We start from the raw sequence: 18,404 nt of genomic DNA on the forward strand, positions 1-18,404 counted from the left end.
GGTGAACAGAAAGGGCCCCACCTTGACCGAGACCACGCGGCTTGCACCCGGCGACAAAGCGCCCTCCTTCAACCTGCCCGACGCCGACGGCAATAAGGTGTCGCTGCCCGATTACAAGGGGCGCCGGGTCATCGTCTACTTCTATCCGGCCGCGTCGACTCCCGGGTGCACCAAGCAGGCGTGCGACTTTCGGGACAGCCTGGCCGAGCTCAACGGCGCGGGCCTCGACGTCATCGGCATCTCCCCCGACAAGCCGGAGAAGCTCGCCAAATTCCGTGACGCGGAGGGGCTGACGTTCCCGCTGCTGTCCGACCCCGACCGCAAAGTGCTGACGGCCTATGGCGCCTACGGCGAAAAGCAGATGTACGGCAAGACCGTCACGGGCGTCATTCGCTCGACGTTCGTGGTCGACGAGAAGGGCAAGATCGCCGTCGCGCAGTACAACGTCAAGGCCACCGGCCACGTCGCCAAGCTGCGCCGCGACCTGTCCGTCTAGCTGATGACGGCGGCCTCGGCGTACTCGGTGATCGGCCGCGCGATCCCCTGTTCGTCGCACACCCGCTGCAGCTTCTCCAGCGTCTCGTCGATCCCCGGGCCAAGCCGCCTGCCGGGGGTGAAGGTCGCCGGAAGGTGCTGCATGCCCTGGATCACGCCGATGGTCGGATAGTGCACGGTGCCTTCGGGGTCGCAGCGGTAGTCGGGCATCCGGTCGAGTACCGCCGTGAGCATCGACTTGAACACCACCCGCGCGACATTCGAGCCGATGCAGCGGTGGATGCCTAGACCAAAGCTGAAGTGCCGGTTGTTCTTTCGAGCGAGGTCCAATCGATTCGGATCGGGGAACACCGCGGGATCGCGGTTGGCCATCGCCCAGGACAGCCACAGGCGATCGCCCTCCTTGAACTGCGTGCCAGCGATCTCGAGATCGGCGGCAATCGTGCGGCCGTCCCCCGGCGCGGGCGTGAAGAAACGCAGGAATTCCTCGGTCGCCGAGGCGAGCAACGTGTCCGATTCCCGCCTCAGCAGTTCGCGCTGCTCGGGATTTTCGCCGAGCCATTCGAGCGCGTGCGCGGTCAGCGCCGTCGTCGTGTCGAAACCTCCGCCGATGATCAGGCCGAGCATTCCGAGCAGTTCGGCGTCGGGGGCGGGTTCGCCGTCGATCCGCAGTCGTGCCAGCGCGTCCACTATGCCGGGGCGCGGGTGCTCGCGGATCTCGAGGAGGTGGTTGAACAGGTCCGCGCCCATCGCCATCGTCTGCTCCAAAACCCTTGGGGCGTCCGGGGAATCGGCGGGCGTGTAGACGTTGGCGTGGGCCGGCTCGCAATAGAGCTGCCACTTCTTCAGCGGAACGCCCATCAGGGCCAGCGTCAGGACGGCCGGCACGACGTTCGCGAGATCGTCGACGAAGTCGATCCGCCCGGTTTCGATCTTCTCGTCGATGCTGGCCCGCACGATCTCGTCGACGAATGGCTTCCAGCGTTTGATGGCCGCCGGCGACAGGTAGGGGTTGAGGATGCTGCGGTAGGCGGAGTGCTCGGGTTCATCCATCTCGAGCATGCCGCCACGCACGCCGGTGGCCTGCGGAATCGTGGGAATGGTGATGCCCTTGTAGCCGGTGCCTTCGCCGGTGACGTCGTGGTCGTTGGACACGTGCGGGCATCGCGCGAGCTCGAAGACCTCCCGGCTGCCCGCCGCCACCCAATGCCCGTCGTAGGTGTCGGTCCACGCCACCGGGCACTTGGCGTGCATCTCCTCGGTGATTGCGGTGAACCGCTCGCGGTACTCCGGGGTGTGGCGATCGAAGTGGTAACGGTGGGTCTTGCCGGCCTTGGTGCGCGTGATGCCGGTGAGGGTGTCTTCCGTACTCACGGTGGCGTCTCCTGCGGACGAGTGGCTGCTGCCTGTAGAAGCAGTATGCGACGAGACTATCGGTCTCGTTAAGCATTCGGGCAGGCGAGTTTCCCGCTCAGCCGCGCTCTCAGGCCAGATTGGCCAGCAGCAGCGCCTCGCTGATCGCGGCGCGTTCCAGCACCCCCAGGTGCAGGCTCTCGTTGATGCTGTGCGCCTGGGTACCCGGGTCTTCCACGCCGGTGACGAGGATCTTTGCCTGCGGGAAGGCGGCGGCGAATTCCGCGATGAACGGGATGGAGCCGCCCATGCCCATGTCGACGGGCTCGGCCCCCCACGCCCGCCGGAACGCCGCGCGGGCCGCGTCGTAGACGTCGCCGCTGGCCTCGATGGCGTAGGGCTCGCCGAGGTCGCCGCGGGTGACGCTGACGTGGGCGCCCCACGGTGCGTGGCTTTCCAAATGGGCGGTCAGGGCGTCCAGGTGCGCGGCGGCGTCGCCGCCGGGAGCCACCCGCATGCTGATCTTGGCCCGCGCCCGCGGGATCAGCGTGTTCGACGCCTTCTCGATGGGGGTGGTGTCGATGCCGATCACCGTGATCGCGGGTTTGGCCCACAGCCGTTGCGGCACCGAGCCCGACCCGATCTCGGACACGCCGTCGAGCAGGCCGGAGTCGGTGCGGACCCGCTCGGCCGGGTAGTCGGGGTAGTTCAGCGCGGCGGTGTCGGTTTCGTGCAGGCCCGCCACGGCCACGTTGCCGTCGTCGTCGTGCAGGCTGGCCAGCAACCGCACCAGGACGCTGAGCGCGTCGGGCACCACCCCGCCCCACAGGCCGGAGTGCAGCCCGTGGTCGAGCGTGGCGACCTCGACCACGCAGTCGACCAGACCCCGCAGCGACACCGTCAGCGCCGGGGTGTCGGCGCTCCAGTTGTCCGAGTCGGCGATGACGATCACGTCGGCGGCCAGCGTGTCGCGGTGGGCCGCAAGCAATCGGGCGAGCGAGGGCGAACCGGATTCCTCTTCGCCCTCGACGAACACCGTCACGCCGACGGGGGGCTTGCCGCCATGCGCGCGAAAGGCCGCCAAATGCGTTGCGATACCGGCCTTGTCGTCGGCGCTGCCGCGGCCGTAGAGCCGCCCGTCACGTTCGGTGGGCTCGAACGGCGGCGACGTCCACTGGCCGCGGTCGCCCTCGGGCTGCACGTCGTGATGGGCATACAGCAGCACGGTCGGCGCGCCGCGCGGCGCGGGATGGCGCGCGATGACCGCGGGCGCTCCCCCCTCGCTGACGATCTGCACGTCGCCGAAACCGGCCTGTGACAACAGATCTGCCACCGCCTGGGCGCTGCGGTGCACCTCGGAGCGTCGGCCGGGATCGGCCCACACCGATTCGATGCGCACCAGGTCTTCCAGGTCGCGCCGCACCGACGGCAGCACCTCGCGGACGCGGTCAACCAGATCGCTCATGTCTTCCTCCTACGCACGCGCCGTCGAGCGTGGGGGCTAGGTACGAAGACCGGCGTGAATTCGCCCAGAGGACCCACACTCAAAGACAGAGGGAGGAGCCTACGTCGTCTCCAGGATCGCCACCGCGGCGGCGGTGTCCCCCTCGTGCGTCAACGACACGTGAATGATTACATCGGCCAGGTGTTTGGCGATGTCGCCGCTCAACCGCACCCGCGGCCGCCCCCACATATCGGTGACCACCTCGATGTCGCGGTGGATGTCCTCGGGCAGCACGGGCCGCTGCGCGAAGCGAGACCCTGACCATGCCTTGATCACCGCCTCCTTGGCCGCCCACCGAGCCGCCAGGTGACGCGCCGCCGACGAACTCTTGTCCGAGGCGTCGCGGCGCTCACCCGGGGTGAACGTCTCGGCGAAGACAGTGCCCGGCTGGTCGACCTGCTCGGCGAAATCCGGGATGGAGACGAGATCGATGCCTACTCCGACGATCGCCACGCACCGACCCTAGCCGACGTAAAGATCGTCTTCGCCGAGGCGGGCGTCGGCGTTGAGCAACATCGCCGCCTCCTGACGCTTCTCCGGCTCGTCGTGGTTGAACCGCCGGTCGGCCGGCTTCTCATACATCGGACGCCCGCCGGCGATCGCGGAGGCCAGCCGACGCTGACCGGCCAGCAGGCGCTGCTCGGCCCGCTTGCGGTAGCCGTCCCGATCGGCCGGGTCCAGCGCGGCGATGAACGCCTGCGGGTGCACCAGTGCGATCAGACCCGACACGTGGCCGAAGCCGAGGCTGGTCACCAGACCGGCCTTGAGCGGGAACTTGCCGCGCAGGTCCAAAGCCTCACGCACCCAGACGAAGTGACCGGCGGTGGCCAGCTCGTCGTCGACGCAATCCAGGCTGCGGTTGGGCGGGATGACGCCGTCACGCAGCATCTGGCACAGGCCCATCAGCTGGAACGCTGCCGCGCCACCCTTGCTGTGACCGGTGAGGGTCTTCTGGCTCACCACGAACAGCGGGTTGCCGGGCGACCGGCCCATCGAGTCGGCCAACCGCTCGTGCAGCTCGGTCTCGTTGGGGTCGTTGGCCAGCGTCGAGGTGTCGTGCTTGGACACGACCGCGATGTCGTCGGCTCCCACGCCCAGCTTGGCCAGCGAGCGGGCCAGCTGCGAGTCCTTGCCACCGCGACCGGCGCCGAGGCCTCCGAGCCCGGGCGCCGGGATCGAGGTGTGCACACCGTCGGCGAAGCTCTGTGCGTAGCCGACCACGGCCAGCACCGGCAATCCCATCTTGGCCGCCAGCGCGCCGTTGGCCAGCAGGATGGTGCCACCCCCCTGGGCTTCCAGGAACCCGAGGCGGCGCCGGTCGTTGGCGCGCGAGAACTTCGAATCGCTGATGCCCTTGGCCCGCATCATCTCGGTGTCGGCGGTGGCCGCCATGTCACCGAAGCCGATGATGGCCTCCAGGGTCAGGTCGTCGAACCCACCGGCGACCACGAATTCGGCCTTGCCGAGCCGGATCTTGTCCACGCCCTCCTCGACCGACACCGCGACCGTCGCGCAGGCCGCGACCGGGTGCACCATCGCGCCGTAACCACCGACGTAGGACTGCATGACGTGGGCCGCAACGACATTCGGCAGGACCTCCTGCAGGATGTCGTTCGGCTTGGCCCGGCCCAGCAGGTTGCCGTGGTACATGGTCTGCATCGAGGTCATGCCGCCCATGCCGGTGCCCTGCGTGGAGGCCACCAGGCTGGGGTGCACCCAGCGCAGCAGCTCGGTCGGGGTGAAGCCCGAGGACAGGAACGCGTCCACGGTCGCCACGATGTTCCACAGCGCCACCCGGTCAATGGAATTGGCCATGTCCGGGGTGATGCCCCACACCGTCGGGTCGAACCCGGTGGGGATCTGCGCGCCGACCGTCCGCGACAGCTTGGTCTTCCTCGGAACGCGGATCTCGGTGCCCGCCTTGCGGATCACCTCCCAGTCGCTGGAGTCCGGCACCGGCCGGGCCACGGTGTGCTCGGGATCGAACTCGACGAACGCACGCGCGTCGGCCTCGCTGGATACCACGAACGAGAAGTCCTTGTCGAGGAACACACTGACCAGAAGCGGTGAGGCGTGATCGGGATCGATCGCACCGTCGTCGACGAATTCGCGGATGCCGCACCGCTCGACCACGGCGTCGTGGTAGCGATCGACCAGCTCCGACTCATCGACCAAGTCGCCGGATTCGGTGTCGTACCAACCGGGTTGGGGATCGTCCTCCCACTTGACCAGTCCGGTGGTCCAGGCCAGCTCGAGCACACCGGCCGCCGACAGCTCGCCGGCCACCTCCATCTCGAAGCGGGTCCGCGACGAACCGTACGGCCCGAGTTCCGCGCCGCCGACGATGACCACCAGGTCGTTGAGGTCGACGTCGAGGTCCGCCCATTCGGGGGGCGGCGCGGGGCTGTAGCCGCGCGGCGGGGACGGCAAGGCGGCGATGCTGCCCTCGGCCTCGGGCGCCTCGGGGTCGTCGTCCTCGCCCGAGGCGGATCGCTCGCGGGCCTTGGCGGCCAGCTCGGCCATGTCGAGGTTGGCCTCCCCGAGTCCACCGGTCAGGTCGGCCTTGATCGGCTCTGCGGCGGCCGCCACCTTCGACTCGATGTCGCAGAGGGCCAACAGCATTGCCGCCATCTCGTCCGTCGAGTACGTGGTGACGCCGGCCTCCTCGACCGCATCGACGATGGCGTCGTTGTGGCCCATCAGCCCGGTGCCGCGGGTCCAGCCGATCAGCGCGTGCGCCAGGCTGACCCTTGCCGCCCACGAGGATTCGGCGTGCCAACGACTCACCAACGCGTCGAGCGCCGACTTGGCCTCACCGTAGGCGCCGTCACCGCCGAACATTCCGCGGTTGGGTGAACCGGGCAGCACGACGTGCAGCCGCGACGCGATGTCGCGCTCGGCACCGATCTTCGACAGCCCGCCGATCAACCGCTGCACCGCCCACAGCAGCACCTTCATCTCCATCTCGGAGCGGGAGCCAGCCTCCGACAGGTCGCCGACGACGCGCGGCGCCGCGAACGGGAACAGCAGCGTCGGGGTCTGCGCGTCCTTGATGTGAATCGACTGCGGCCCAAGGCTTTCGGACTGCTCGGTGCCGACCCACTCGACCAGGGCGTCGATATCGGAGTAGGAGGCCATGTTGGCCGCGACCACCCACAGCGCCGCGCCGTAACGAGCGTGGTCGCGATACAGGCCCCGGTAGAACGCCAGCCGCTCGTCGTCGAGCTTCGACGTTGTGGCGATGACCGTGGCGCCGCCGTCGAGCAGTCGCGCGACGACCGACGCCGCGATCGAGCCCTTGGAGGCCCCCGTCACCACGGCGACTTCGTGTGCATACGGTCCGGGATCCGGATTCTCGGCGCCGGCCGCGATCCGGCCGAACAGCGACGCGTGGATCTGCCGGCCCGCGGCCAGGGCCTTGCCCTGCCACCAGGTGGCCTGGGTGGCCACGACATGGCCTGCGCCCTCGAACCTTTCGGACAGCTCCACCCACCGGGCGTCGATGTCGCCCTCGTCGGTCAGCCACAGCTTGACCAGGTCCTCGCGGGCGCTGGCCCACCGGTCGTCGAACAGCACCGCCTTCTTCGGCTCGAACACGGGCGCGACCAGGCGTGGCCAGTCCGCGCCGAGTTCGGCGGTCACCAGGTCGATCAGCTCGGCATCGGTGGCCGCCGGCGACGCGCTGACCGGGTCGTCGAGGCCCAGCTGGTTCAGCACCAGGCGGGCCGCCGACGCCAGCACGCCGTCGCGTCCGGTGATCTGGGCGGTGAATTCGCCCAGCGCGGCCGCGTCGATGGTCGCACCGCCACCGCCACCGCTCGACGACGGCAGCGCGACCGAGATGCCGTGGCGCGCGGCGACGGACGCGACCGCGGCGTCGATGGCCTTGTCGACGGCGGCGGCGTCGGCCAGGGCCCCCTCGTGCAGATGACCCATGGCGCCGCCGCGGACGCTGGTGCCCTCGCGGGTTCCCAGCGCGACTTCGACCGTGACGTGCTTGGCCCAACCCTCGCCCAGCTCCCAGGTCTTCTTGACCCGCTCGGCGATGGCGGCGGGCCGCTTGCCCGACGGCCCCAGCACCGTGCGCAGCTGGTCGTTGATCGCGTCGGAAAGCACTGGGCCGTAAGGCTTGTAGGTGCGTGCCAGCTTGGTCACCTGGGCGCGCAGCCCGGCCAGGTCGGCTTCGGCGGCGCCGTCGATGGCGCCGAGGTTCAGCTCCGAACCCAGGTCCACCAGCAGCTGGTTGCGCCGCGATGAGGCACCGTCGGTGATGGATTCGATGGAGTCCAGCTCCTCGATCTGGTCGATGCGCATCTTGGCCGACAACGCGATCAACGCCAACGTCGCGTCGGCGGCGTCGAATCCGATGTCGTCGGGGCGCGGGCCCGATGCGGCGGCCGCCGGTGCGGGGGCGGCCGGGGCGGGCTCCACCGGCGAACCGGATGCCTCCGGCGCCTCGACCGCGACCTCGTCGACCTCGGGCTCCGGCTCGGGATCGGTGTCGGTCGCGAACAGCACCGCGGCGTCGCGCTCGGCGTTGAGCACTTCGACTGTGCTGTGGGCATATTCGGGGAGCTTGAGCGTGTTGGTGGCCAGCCCGGCGACGGTCGGCGCGGACTTCACGCCGATCTCGACGAACCGCTCCACACCCAGGCCGCCGGCGGCCTCCTCGGTGAACAGCAGGTCCTGGGTCTCGATCCAGCGCACCGGGCTGGCGAACTGCCAGGCCAGCAGCTCGATCAGGACGGTGCGCGCCATCTCGATGCGACGCTCGGCGAGCCAGGTGTCGTAGTCGGCGAGGATGGGGTCGAGCGGCTCGGCCGGCACCAGGTCGCGGATCTCCTGGATGAAGTCGCGGTCCAGGGTGAACGGGCGGGGCACCAGGTTGGGGATGTAGCGCCCGATGATGACGTCGGGATCCTTGTCGCGCGGCATGACCCGGTCGAGGGAGCGCCGGAACTCCGCGACTCCCACCCGCAACACCCGCGAGTGGAACGGCACGTCGATGCCCGGAACCAGGATGAATGAGCGCTTGCCGCCGGTGATCTCGCGACGCCGCTCCACCTCGGCCTCCAGCGCCTCGAGCCCGCGGACCGTGCCGGCGATCGCATACTGCGAGCCGCGCAGGTTGAAGTTGACGATCTCGAGGAATTCGCCCGTGCTCTCGGCGATTCCCGCGACGAACCCCGGGACCTCGTCATCGGGGAGGTCGATCTGCGACGGCCGGATCGCCGCCAGCCGGTAGTTGGACCGGCCCAGCTCGTCGCGGGGCACGATGTCGTGCATCTTCGATCCACGGTGAAACACCGTCTCCAGCAACGCTTCCAGCTCATAGATGCCGGTCACGCAGGCCAGCGCGGTGTACTCGCCGACGGAGTGCCCGCAGGCGATCGCGTCTTCGACGAAGGCGCCCTGCTCGCGCATCTCGGCGACCTGCGCCGCCGCCACCGTGGCCATCGCGACCTGGGTGAACTGCGTCAGGTACAGCACCCCCTCGGGGTGGTTGTAGGGCACCCCGCTGGCGATGATGCTGGTCGGGTTGTCGCGCACCACGTGCAACACCGAGAAGCCGAGTGTGTCGCGGGTGAACTTGTCCGCCTTGTCCCACACCTTGCGGGCGGCCTTGGACCGGGCGCGGACGTCCATGCCCATGCCCTTGTGCTGAATTCCCTGACCGGGGAACGCGTAGACGGTGTGCGGGGCCGCCAGGCGTGCCGTCGCTGACATCACCAGGTCGGATTTAACCTTGGCGGTGACCTCCAAAACCTCTGCGCCCTGGTCGATTCCGACGCGGTCGACGCGGAAGGCGACCTCGTCACCGGGCCGCACCATGCCCAGGAAGCGCGCGGTCCAGCCGATCAGTCGCGCCGGCGGGCGGGCCTGGCCGTCGGTGGCGGTCACCGCGTGCTGGGCGGCGGCCGACAGCCACATGCCGTGCACGATGGGCGATTCCAGCCCGGCCAGCAGCGCGGCGGCCCGGTCGGTGTGGATGGGGTTGTGGTCGCCGGACACCACCGCGAACGGTCGCATGTCGACGGGCGCGGTGGTGGTGACGTCGCGGCGGCGCCGACGCGGAGTGTCGGTGGCGTTTTCGGAGACCGCGCCGCCGGCGCGCACCGGGTCGGCGAGTTCTGCGGCACCGGTGCGTCCGAGGATCGCAAAGCGCTCGTCGAGGGTCGCGATCACCTCACCGTCGGCGCCGGCGATGGTGACCGAGACGGGAACGACGCGCCCCATGTCGGTGTCGGCGGCCGCCAAAGCCGTTGCGGTGATCGTCAATTGGGCCGGGTTCTTCGGCAGCGCGCCGACCATGTGCGCGGCGTGGTCGAGATGCACCAGGCTCAGCAGCCCCTCCACCACCGGGATGCCGGTGTCGGTGACCGCCGAACCGATTGCGGAGAAGACCGCGGGCCAGCACGGGCCGACCAGGGCGTCGGGCACGGTGGTGAGGCTGGGCGCCAACGGCTCCCCGAAGGTGGCCGTGACACCGGTGTGGTCGGCGACGCGCTCGGGGTCCCAGTCCACCGTGACGGTGGCCGTTCCGTCGGTGACCGGGGGCATGAACTCCGGCCCGTCGACGCCGGCGGCGATCGCCAGCACCGACCGCATGGCCGTGGCGGCGTCGTCGGTGGAGACCACCGGCGTCGCGCCGTCAACGGTGTTGGGGGGCAAGGTGAACGGAATCTCGACCCAGACCCCTGACACCGGGACGCTGAGGACGACGCGGTCGCCTTCGACCTGCAGCCGCGCCCCGGTCGACGAGTGCGTGGCGCGGCGGCTTTCGGGTCCTTCGGAGTCTCCGTGCACCAGCCACTCGGAGGGGTCGGCGATCCGGTGGACCGGATTGATCGCGGTGCGGCCGGCCCACTGCACGTCCGGGGCATCCAGCACGACGGCCAACGGCCCGGTCACATCCGCGCGGCCGGTGCGGCGCGACGTGACGGCCGTCGGCTCGATCCCGGCGGCCAGCGCCTCGTCGACGGCCGCCTGCTCGAAGCGGTCCAGCAGTTCACCGACGGGTTCGTCCATTCGGGTGATCCCCGCGACGGCCGCGGTGCCCGGAATGATGCACACCTGGTCGGCGTCGTAGCGGGCATCGTGGGCCTGCCACAGCGAGTCGCTGCGCCACCAGCGCCGCACATCCTTGTCGATGACCGGCACGAAGTTGACCGGCTTGCCCACCGTCTTACACAGGGTGACGAAGAACGGAACGTCGGCCGGGTGCAGTTGGACGGTCTCGGCGTCGGGGTAGCGCTCGAGCAGCAGATCGATCGCCGCCCCGGGGTTCTCCAGCAGGGCCTCGTCGTTGAAGAGCGTCTCGATGGGGCCGAAATCCTTTGGGTGCAAACGCGCTTCGGCGCGCTGCAACATCTGCTGGAAACGGTCGCGCCAGGTGTCGGCCAGCCACGGGCTGCCCGGTGAGGCGGTGTCGGCGGTGGAATCGCCGTCCCCGATGGCCAGCTCGACGTAGCGCTGCAGCCACTGCAGGTAGGTCATCTCGCCGGCGTCGCCGAAGTACGGCTTGGCGGTGGTGGCCATCGCCGCGATGATCTCGTCGCGGCGCTGAGCCACGGCGTCGGCGTCACCGGCGACCTCGTCGAGCAGCCGTCCGCACCGCGAGGCGCTGTTGTCGATCTCGTGAATGTCCGCGCCGAGCTGGCTGCGGCTGGATGCCATGCCACCGGAGGCTTTCCCGGCGCCGATCCACTGGTCGGTGCCCTGGGTTTCCACCAGCATCCGCTTGACCGACGGCGAGGTCGTGGCCTCCTTGGCCGCCATTGCCGCGGTGCCGACCAGGATGCCGTCGATCGGCATCAGCGGGAAGCCGTAGGCCTGCGCCCAGCGCCCGGACAGGTAGTCGGCCGCCCGCTCGGGCGTGCCGATGCCGCCGCCGACGCAGACGGTGATGTTGGAGCGCGACCGCAGTTCCGAGTAGGTCGCCAGCAGCAGGTCGTCGAGGTCTTCCCAGGAGTGGTGGCCGCCGGCGCGGCCGCCCTCGATGTGCGCGATCACCGGTTTGGTGGACACCTCGGTGGCGATGCGGATGACCGAGCGGATCTGCTCGACGGTGCCGGGCTTGAAGACGACGTGACTGATGCCGACGTCGCCCAGCTCCTCGATCAGCTCGACGGCTTCCTCGAGCTCGGGGATGCCGGCGCTGATGACCAGCCCGTCGATGGCCGCGCCGGACTGACGCGCCTTCTGCACCAACCGCTTTCCGCCGACCTGCAGCTTCCACAGGTAGGGGTCGAGGAACAGCGCGTTGAACTGGTAGGTGCGACCGTCCTCCAGCAGCCCGGAGAGCTCGTCGATCCGGTTGGCGAAGATCTCCTCGGTGACCTGCCCGCCTCCGGCGAGCTCGGCCCAGTGGCCGGCGTTGGCCGCGGCGGCCACGATCTTGGCGTCGACCGTGGTCGGGGTCATGCCCGCGAGCAGAATCGGCGAACGGCCGGTCAGGCGGGTGAACTTGGTCGAGAGTTTGACCCGGCCGTCGGGCAGGCGAACCAGCGTCGGCGCGTAGCTCGACCAGGCCCGCGCCACCTCGGGGACGGCGCCGACGGTGAAGAGGTTGCGCTGACCCCCGCGGGTGGCGGCGGGCACGATGCCCACACCCAGGCCGCGGATCACCGGTGCGGTCAGCCGGGTCAGGATGTCACCGGGACCCAGGTCCAGGATCCACCGGGCGCCGGCGTCGTTGACGCGGGTGATCTCCTGCACCCAGTCGACCGGGCGCACCAGGATGGATTCCGTCAGTTCCCGGGCCAGGGCGACGTCCAGGCCCACCTTCTCGGCCCAGGCGCCGACGATGTCGATGCCGTCGGCCAGGCGGGGGGTGTGGAAGCCCACCTCGACCTGCACCGGATCGAACACCGGCGAGAAGACGTCGCCGCCGCGCAGCTTGTTCTTCCGGTCGGCCTCTTCCTTCTCCGAGATCTGCTGGCAATAGAGCTCGAAGCGGGACAGCTGTTCGGGGGTGCCGGTGATGACGACCGAACGGCGGCCGTTGCGGATGGACAGCACGGGCGGCAGGACGGTCCGCACGTCCTGCGCGAACTCGTCGAGCAGCCGGCTGATGCGCTCGGGGTCCGCATTGGTGACCGACACCATCGGCGGCCGGTCGCCCAGCACGGAGATCCCGCGGCGACGGGCCACCAGCGTCCCGGCCGCGCCGATCAGCTGGGCCAACGCCAGCAGCTCGACGTCGCGAGCGCCCCCGCCCTTGAGCGCCTCGACGGCGAGCACGCCCTGGGAATGCCCGGCGACGGCCACCGGCGGCGTCGCGCTCAGATCCATGCCTTGCCGCGCCAGCGCGCGCACGGCCGCGATCTGGGTGAGCAGCACGCCCGGGATCGATACCGCGGCCGAGGTCAGGTGCTTGTTCGACGGGATCGGGTCCTCGGCGGCCAGCGCGCGGACCCACGTCAGCGGCTCGAAGCCGATGGGACGCACCACGACCAGCTCTTTTGCCACCGGCTCGAGGAGCAGTTCGACCTCACCGACCAGCCCCGCCAGATCCGATTCGATGCCGGCCGACGACACCAGTTCTTCGAGGGTCTCCAGCCAGGCACTGCCCTGGCCACCGAACGCCACGGCGTAGGGCTCACCGGCCGTCAGGCGGTCGACAAGAGCGTGGGTGTCCCCGGCTGGGTGCTTGCCTCCCTGCGGGCCCTGCCCGTCGCGCTCGGCGGACACCCGGTCATGCTCGTGGATTGTCACCTTCTCTGTCTCCCCTGGTATGCGTCTTTACGTCTCGGTTCGTATGGGCGGTCACCACCAGAGGGTGGGCACTCGCCAGTGCTCCTCGATGCGGCGTGGTTCAGCGTCGAATCACAGCCGGGAAACGGCGGCCGGTGCGTTGTCGGCGACCGCCCGGATGGCGCTGAGCGGTGCGACGGACTTCATCGGCTGTACTAAGAGTGTCATAAGATTCCACCCCCGTTTTGCGTGGTGATCGGTTACTGGCGAGTTCTACGCATGGGTAACCGTGTCCTGGGTAACACTGGGTTTGACCGGCGGCGCGGACGCGATTCCCAAACCTGCTGCATGCAGGTGGTTACGGTCGAGTAGCTATAACTGCGCAGATCAAAGCAGTTTTGTTATCGAATCGTTATATAAATTTTTGGGGCCGCGGAGCGCCGTCTGAGCGGCATCACCGATGCCGACCGCCGGGCGGGCACACCGACCCGACGCGAAAATGAGCGAACGAGTGTTTGCTGGGCTTTCTAAGAGTCCGCATCCCGGTCGGACCGGACGACGATGTGGGGCCGCTAGGCCCACTGCCCGAATTGGGGCTTGAGGATCTCGTTGATGTCCACGCCCACCCCGCCGACGCTGCGTTTGTCGATCTCAACCTGGTGCAAGTGGGCGGCGGGATGGGCATACCCCTTGGGCGAGCCCCAGTTGTGCTGCCAGAAGTAAGAGCCCAAACCGTCGTGCAGTGCCCAGTCGATGGTCTTCGAATTGGCGTACACGCCTGTGCGCTGATGGCCGATGACCGACTCCCACGACCGCAGGTACGGCGCGATCTGGCTCTTGTACTGCTCATAGGAGGGGTCGTCGTCGATCGAGGCATAGATGGGCGCCGTGGCGGGGCCGCCGGCCGCGGCGTGGAGCTGCATTCCGCGTTGCGCGTGCTGCAGGCCGGCGTTGGCGCCGCCCAGCCAGTCCGCGGTGTTGCCCTTGCCGTACTGGTAGCAGGAGACGATCTTGAGTCCGTTGCTGTGGAGGTCGCGCGCTTCGGCGACCTGGATCGGCTTGCCGAGCATCCACTTCCCGCCGGGCCGTCGGTCCGAGACGTACCGGATCGATCCCACGGCGCCCGCGGCGCGGATCTCGCTGGCCGGAATGACCCCGGCCGCGTAGTCCAGCAGGGTGCCCAGCGACGCCGAGGCCGGCGCGGCATCCAATGACGCACCCGCGGCGCCCAGACCCAGCAGGGCAGGCGCCGCGGCCGCGTATTTGAACAGGTCGCGCCGCGAAACCGATGACACAAGCCACAGGGTACGACACAAACCCCATGTGACACATTGGTCACACTGATCACATGTGCGTCACGGTGCCGTATCGGCGCTGCAGCGCGCCCGCCGCGCCCAACGTCGCGTAGGGGCCGGTCACCGCCATGAGGCTCAGCAGCGAGCGGACCCTGGGGTCGCCGCGCTTGAGATGTCTCAGCTCCAGCAGGGCGTTGATGTTGTCCAGCGTGTCGACCATCAGGCCGATGTATTGCCAGCGCCGCCGGTTGGGTTCGTCGCTGCCGAGATAACCGATGCCCAGGGCCAGGGCCCGGGCCCCGAAAATGCGGATCAGATACTTGAGCTCCGTGGACAGCATGTGATCGGGCACCCCGTTCATGCGAGTCTGGGACGCCGGGTAGGCAAACGCCGTGGCGCCCAACAGGATCCGACCGACGGCGGCGGCGGCGAACGCGCGGCGCAGGCCCGCGGGCTGCGGCGGTGAGGCTGGTTTCGTTGTTGTGGTCATGCATGCAGTCTTCGCCGCGCAGGTAAGTAGGTCGATTACCTTCGAGGTAGTGGTTTAGCTCCACGCAACGGCGTTAGGTTCTTCACGATGCCTGGGAGTACAGCGGGTCTGGCGGTGCGCGAGTGGCGCACCCGTCGGCGATTGAGCCAGATGGAACTCGCGCATCAGCTAGGTGTGTCGCCCCGCCACCTCAGTTTTGTCGAGACCGGCCGGGCCAATCCCAGCCGCGCGTTGTTGCTGCGCATCGGCGAGTCCCTGGACCTGCCGCTGGCCGCGCGCAACCGACTGCTGCTCGACGGCGGCTACGCACCGATGTTCGGCGAGCACACCCTGGACGCCGAACGCATGAGGCCGGTGAAGGCGGCCGTCGACTCGGTACTGGCCGGCCACGCCCCGTACCCGGCCATCGTCACCGATGCCTGCTGGAACCTGATAGCGGGCAATGTGGGGTGCGTCGTGCTCGCCGAAGGGGTCGACGCCGAACTGCTGCGCCCACCGATCAACGTCATGAGGTTGTGCCTGCACCCGCGGGGATTGGCGCAGCGGTTGCTCAACCGCGCCGAGGTGCACGCCGCCATCCTGGGCCGGGTTCGCCGGCACGCGCAGGCCACCGCGGCCCCGGACATCCGCCGTCTTTACGAGGAGCTCTCGAGTTATCCGGTGCCCAAGGGCGGCGACCGCGGCGAGCGGACCGGCGAGCTCTACGTGCCGTTTCAGATGCTCACGCTGGACGGCACCGAGCTCCGATTCGTCAGCATCATCGCCACCTTCGGCAGTCCGCTCGACATCTCCGTGGAAAGCCTGATCATCGAGTCGTTCTTTCCCGCGGACCCGGCGACCGGCGACTACCTGCGCGGTCTCGACGGTGATCGGAGGCTGCGCGCGATCGCTCAGCAGCACCCGCAGTTGCTTCCCTACATCGGCTAGCGTCAGCGCGTGGACCTTAATTTATTATCACTATAAAGTTAGTAGAGTTACCGCGAGCGCTTGACTGCCACCGGAGTTCAGATGGAACGCGACCAGCTCATCGACCTGACCCGCCGCGCCTTGAAGTTGGCGCGCGACAAGACAACAGACCTCGCGCCGAGCGAGCACCGGGTCGAGGCGCGGGACTACACCAGTCCCGAACGCCACGACCTCGACCGGGCCATGCTGCTGGCCAGCCCGCAGTTGGTCGGCTACGTGTCCGAACTTCCCGCCCCGGGGGCGTATTGCACCAAGACGGTGATGGGTCGCTCCATCCTGTTGACCCGGACTGCCGATGGATCGGTGAAGGCGTTCGACAACGTGTGCCTGCATCGGCAGTCGCAGGTGGTCACGGGATGCGGCACCGCCAAACGGTTCACCTGTCCCTACCACGCGTGGACGTACGACAACACCGGGCGGTTGGTGGGCCTGCCGGGGCGTGAGGGTTTCCCGGACATGACGCTGCGCTCCGACGGCCTGGCCGAACTCCCGGCCACCGAGTTCGCCGGATTCCTCTGGGTCTCACTGGATCCCGGTACGGCGCTGGACGTGGCCGCGCACCTGGGACCGCTGGCCGACGAACTCGATTCCTGGGGCATCGGGCGCTGGTCGCCGTTGGGCGAGAAGGTGCTCGACACCCCGATCAACTGGAAGCTGGCGATCGACACCTTCGCCGAGAACTACCACTTCGCCACCGTCCACCAGCAGACGTTCGCCACCATCGCGCGCAGCAACTGCACGGTGTTCGACTCCTTCGGCCCGCACCACCGGCTGATCTTTCCGCTCAACACCATTCTGGAGCTCGACGAGCTGCCCGAGGAACAGTGGAATCCGTTCCACAACATGGTCGTGATCTACGCGCTGTTCCCCAACATCGTGCTGTCGGTGACGATCGCCAACGGCGAACTGTTCCGCGTCTACCCCGGTGATCAGCCGGGCCGCTCGGTCACCGTGCACCAGAACGCCACACCGCAGGACCTGTCCGACGAATCGGTGGCCGCCGGCGCTCAGGCCGTCTTCGAATACGCGCACGCCACCGTGCGCGACGAGGACTACCGGTTGGTGCAGGGGCTCCAGGCCAACCTCGAGTCGGGCGCCCGCGACCACCTGGTGTTCGGCCGCAACGAGCCGGGGCTGCAGCACCGACACATCACGTGGGCGCAGGCGCTGGCGAGTTCAGCTCGCTGACTCATCGGCCGACAGCACCGCGACCAGATCGTCCAGAAGCGTTGCCAGCGCACCGGTTTGAGAGGGGCGCACCGCGGTCAGCAGTTCGACCGCCTCGCCCCGCCGCCCGGCGGCCACCAACGGCACCAGACGATCCGCTGTTGTCTGCAGGTCGGGGTCGGACGGTTCGATGTTCGCGACGGTGGTGGTGAGCACCTCGACCAGCTCCCAATCCCGATACAAGGCGAGCGATCGTTCGTTGAAGGCGAACGCGGTCACCGGCTGCCCGCCCAGCATCCCGCGGTAACGGTAGGGCCCCTCCATGTATTCGATCGGCAGGCCATGCGCGGGCGCCGGCACCACCGGCTCACCGACGATGTCGAGTCCCAGTGTGGGACAGGTGATCCGGTGACGGTCGGGCATGTACCGGGCCGGGGCAAGCGGGCGCACCAGGGGCCGCACCGTCTCCGGCCACCGAACGTAGCTGCTGATCGTGACCTCGATGTCTTCGGCGCATTGCGGCGACGTGGCGGGATCGGGGTAGCTCGTGGTGACACCGGTGAAGGGCTGCAGGACATTGCCGTTCGTCCGGTCGAACTGCCGCCACATGCTCAAGTCGACGCCGTTGTCGAAGTTGATGGTGCGCCATTCGTGCGACCGGGCCCGCGGATCCCCCGCCGTTCCCCCGCCGCCGGCGTATTTTGGAAACCATTGCCGATCGACATGGCCACTGTTGCCGGAGACCTGGTGGATCTCCTCGCCCCAGCACAGGGTGCCGGTCATCGCCATACCGGTCTGGAAGTAGGAGTAGGTGTCGTCTTGGCCGAAGCAGACGATCTTGCCGTTGTAGGTCGAGGCGCCCACCGGAGTCGGTGCGCGCGTGGGGGTTACGGCCAGGTCCAGCCGCATCCGCCGGCCGGAATGGTCCTCCCCCACCAGGCTGACGCGGTAGGTGTAGGGCAGTAGACCCCCGTCGCCGTTGCGGCACGTGGTCCAGGACGCGGTGCCCGCACCGCCGGCGTAGCTGATGTCGAGATAACCCGTGGCCAGCTCCAGCTTGCGGGGCGCCCCCGGTTCGAGGTTGGCCGGCGGCATGTCGTAATCCGTGTACGTGCCGTAATCGCCGGTGTCGAGGTCGAAGAGCGCCATCGTGTAGAAATCGGCGACGATCGTCCCGCCGGGCCGGTTCTTGTTGAAAATCGTCAGGAAGGCAAAGGACCGGTCGGTCTCGGCGGCGTCCAGCTGGCCAGCGATGAACCAGGTGTCCGACTCCTGGTCGGGGTGTTCGCCTTCGGCGGCGGGAAACTCGAGCTGGCCGTCGCCGGGCACCAACTGGAATGGGTAACTGCGCCAGTCGCTCTTCATATCGCGCCCGCCTCGACATCGTCGCTGATGATCCGCTCGCGGCTTCCCGCCTCGCTCTTTCTTCGCTATGTTA

The 18,404-nt window shown here is 68.7% G+C and carries 10 protein-coding genes; 3 read left to right on the plus strand and 7 right to left on the minus strand.

All coding sequences use genetic code 11. From position 1 onward, the window contains the following. Positions 1 to 22 precede the first annotated feature (22 nt). Positions 23 to 496, plus strand: coding sequence for a thioredoxin-dependent thiol peroxidase (gene bcp, locus QGN31_RS18010; RefSeq protein WP_014941563.1), 474 nt, complete (start codon positions 23 to 25; stop codon positions 494 to 496). Here the strand turns inward: bcp and QGN31_RS18015 are convergent. The 6 genes from QGN31_RS18015 to QGN31_RS18040 all read right to left on the minus strand — a co-directional run bounded on the left by QGN31_RS18015 (position 493) and on the right by QGN31_RS18040 (position 14,833). After that, complete coding sequence (locus QGN31_RS18015) at positions 493 to 1,869, minus strand: cytochrome P450 (RefSeq protein WP_014382143.1); 1,377 nt, start codon at positions 1,867 to 1,869, stop codon at positions 493 to 495. The genes bcp and QGN31_RS18015 overlap by 4 nt on opposite strands. Positions 1,870 to 1,978: 109 nt before the next feature. Next, entirely contained in the window at positions 1,979 to 3,313 is a 1,335-nt protein-coding gene (locus tag QGN31_RS18020; protein WP_014941562.1) for a dipeptidase, read from the minus strand. A gap of 99 nt (positions 3,314 to 3,412) precedes the next feature. Continuing rightward, positions 3,413 to 3,805 carry a holo-ACP synthase AcpS gene (gene acpS / locus QGN31_RS18025; RefSeq protein WP_008255070.1) on the minus strand — a complete coding sequence of 131 codons (393 nt, stop codon included), beginning with the start codon at positions 3,803 to 3,805 and terminating at the stop codon, positions 3,413 to 3,415. Between the two features lie 9 nt (positions 3,806 to 3,814). Continuing rightward, the gene (locus QGN31_RS18030) at positions 3,815 to 13,069 is read right to left on the minus strand and encodes a type I polyketide synthase (protein ID WP_201409287.1); all 9,255 of its coding nucleotides are present in this window, start codon (positions 13,067 to 13,069) and stop codon (positions 3,815 to 3,817) included. 551 nt (positions 13,070 to 13,620) lie between these two features. After that, positions 13,621 to 14,343 carry a DUF1906 domain-containing protein gene (locus tag QGN31_RS18035; protein WP_009957520.1) on the minus strand — a complete coding sequence of 241 codons (723 nt, stop codon included), beginning with the start codon at positions 14,341 to 14,343 and terminating at the stop codon, positions 13,621 to 13,623. A gap of 49 nt (positions 14,344 to 14,392) precedes the next feature. Next, positions 14,393 to 14,833 carry a hypothetical protein gene (locus QGN31_RS18040; protein WP_014384134.1) on the minus strand — a complete coding sequence of 147 codons (441 nt, stop codon included), beginning with the start codon at positions 14,831 to 14,833 and terminating at the stop codon, positions 14,393 to 14,395. Positions 14,834 to 14,920: 87 nt separating this feature from the next. Between QGN31_RS18040 and QGN31_RS18045 the strand changes: the two genes are divergently transcribed. Beyond that, positions 14,921 to 15,760: a helix-turn-helix domain-containing protein gene (locus QGN31_RS18045; RefSeq protein ID WP_080587986.1), complete on the plus strand. Its 840-nt coding sequence runs from the start codon at positions 14,921 to 14,923 to the stop codon at positions 15,758 to 15,760. 81 nt (positions 15,761 to 15,841) lie between these two features. Beyond that, positions 15,842 to 16,987 (plus strand): aromatic ring-hydroxylating oxygenase subunit alpha, encoded by a 1,146-nt coding sequence (locus QGN31_RS18050; RefSeq protein ID WP_014384132.1) that lies wholly within the window; start codon positions 15,842 to 15,844, stop codon positions 16,985 to 16,987. On the opposite strand, the gene QGN31_RS18055 is transcribed toward QGN31_RS18050, so the two are convergent. Next, complete coding sequence (locus QGN31_RS18055) at positions 16,976 to 18,331, minus strand: lipocalin-like domain-containing protein (protein ID WP_014379644.1); 1,356 nt, start codon at positions 18,329 to 18,331, stop codon at positions 16,976 to 16,978. The genes QGN31_RS18050 and QGN31_RS18055 overlap by 12 nt on opposite strands. Positions 18,332 to 18,404 lie beyond the last annotated feature (73 nt).

Origin of the sequence: Mycobacterium sp. 2-64 (assembly GCF_035918375.1) — a bacterium.
Taxonomy (GTDB): domain Bacteria; phylum Actinomycetota; class Actinomycetes; order Mycobacteriales; family Mycobacteriaceae; genus Mycobacterium; species Mycobacterium intracellulare.

Coding starts and splice junctions, on each gene's coding strand:
- QGN31_RS18020 (WP_014941562.1), bottom strand. CDS start 3,313: ATGAGCGATCTGGTTGACCGCGTCCGCGAGGTGCTGCCGTCGGTGCGG.
- QGN31_RS18040 (WP_014384134.1), bottom strand. CDS start 14,833: ATGACCACAACAACGAAACCAGCCTCACCGCCGCAGCCCGCGGGCCTG.
- QGN31_RS18045 (WP_080587986.1), top strand. CDS start 14,921: ATGCCTGGGAGTACAGCGGGTCTGGCGGTGCGCGAGTGGCGCACCCGT.
- QGN31_RS18050 (WP_014384132.1), top strand. CDS start 15,842: ATGGAACGCGACCAGCTCATCGACCTGACCCGCCGCGCCTTGAAGTTG.
- QGN31_RS18055 (WP_014379644.1), bottom strand. CDS start 18,331: ATGAAGAGCGACTGGCGCAGTTACCCATTCCAGTTGGTGCCCGGCGAC.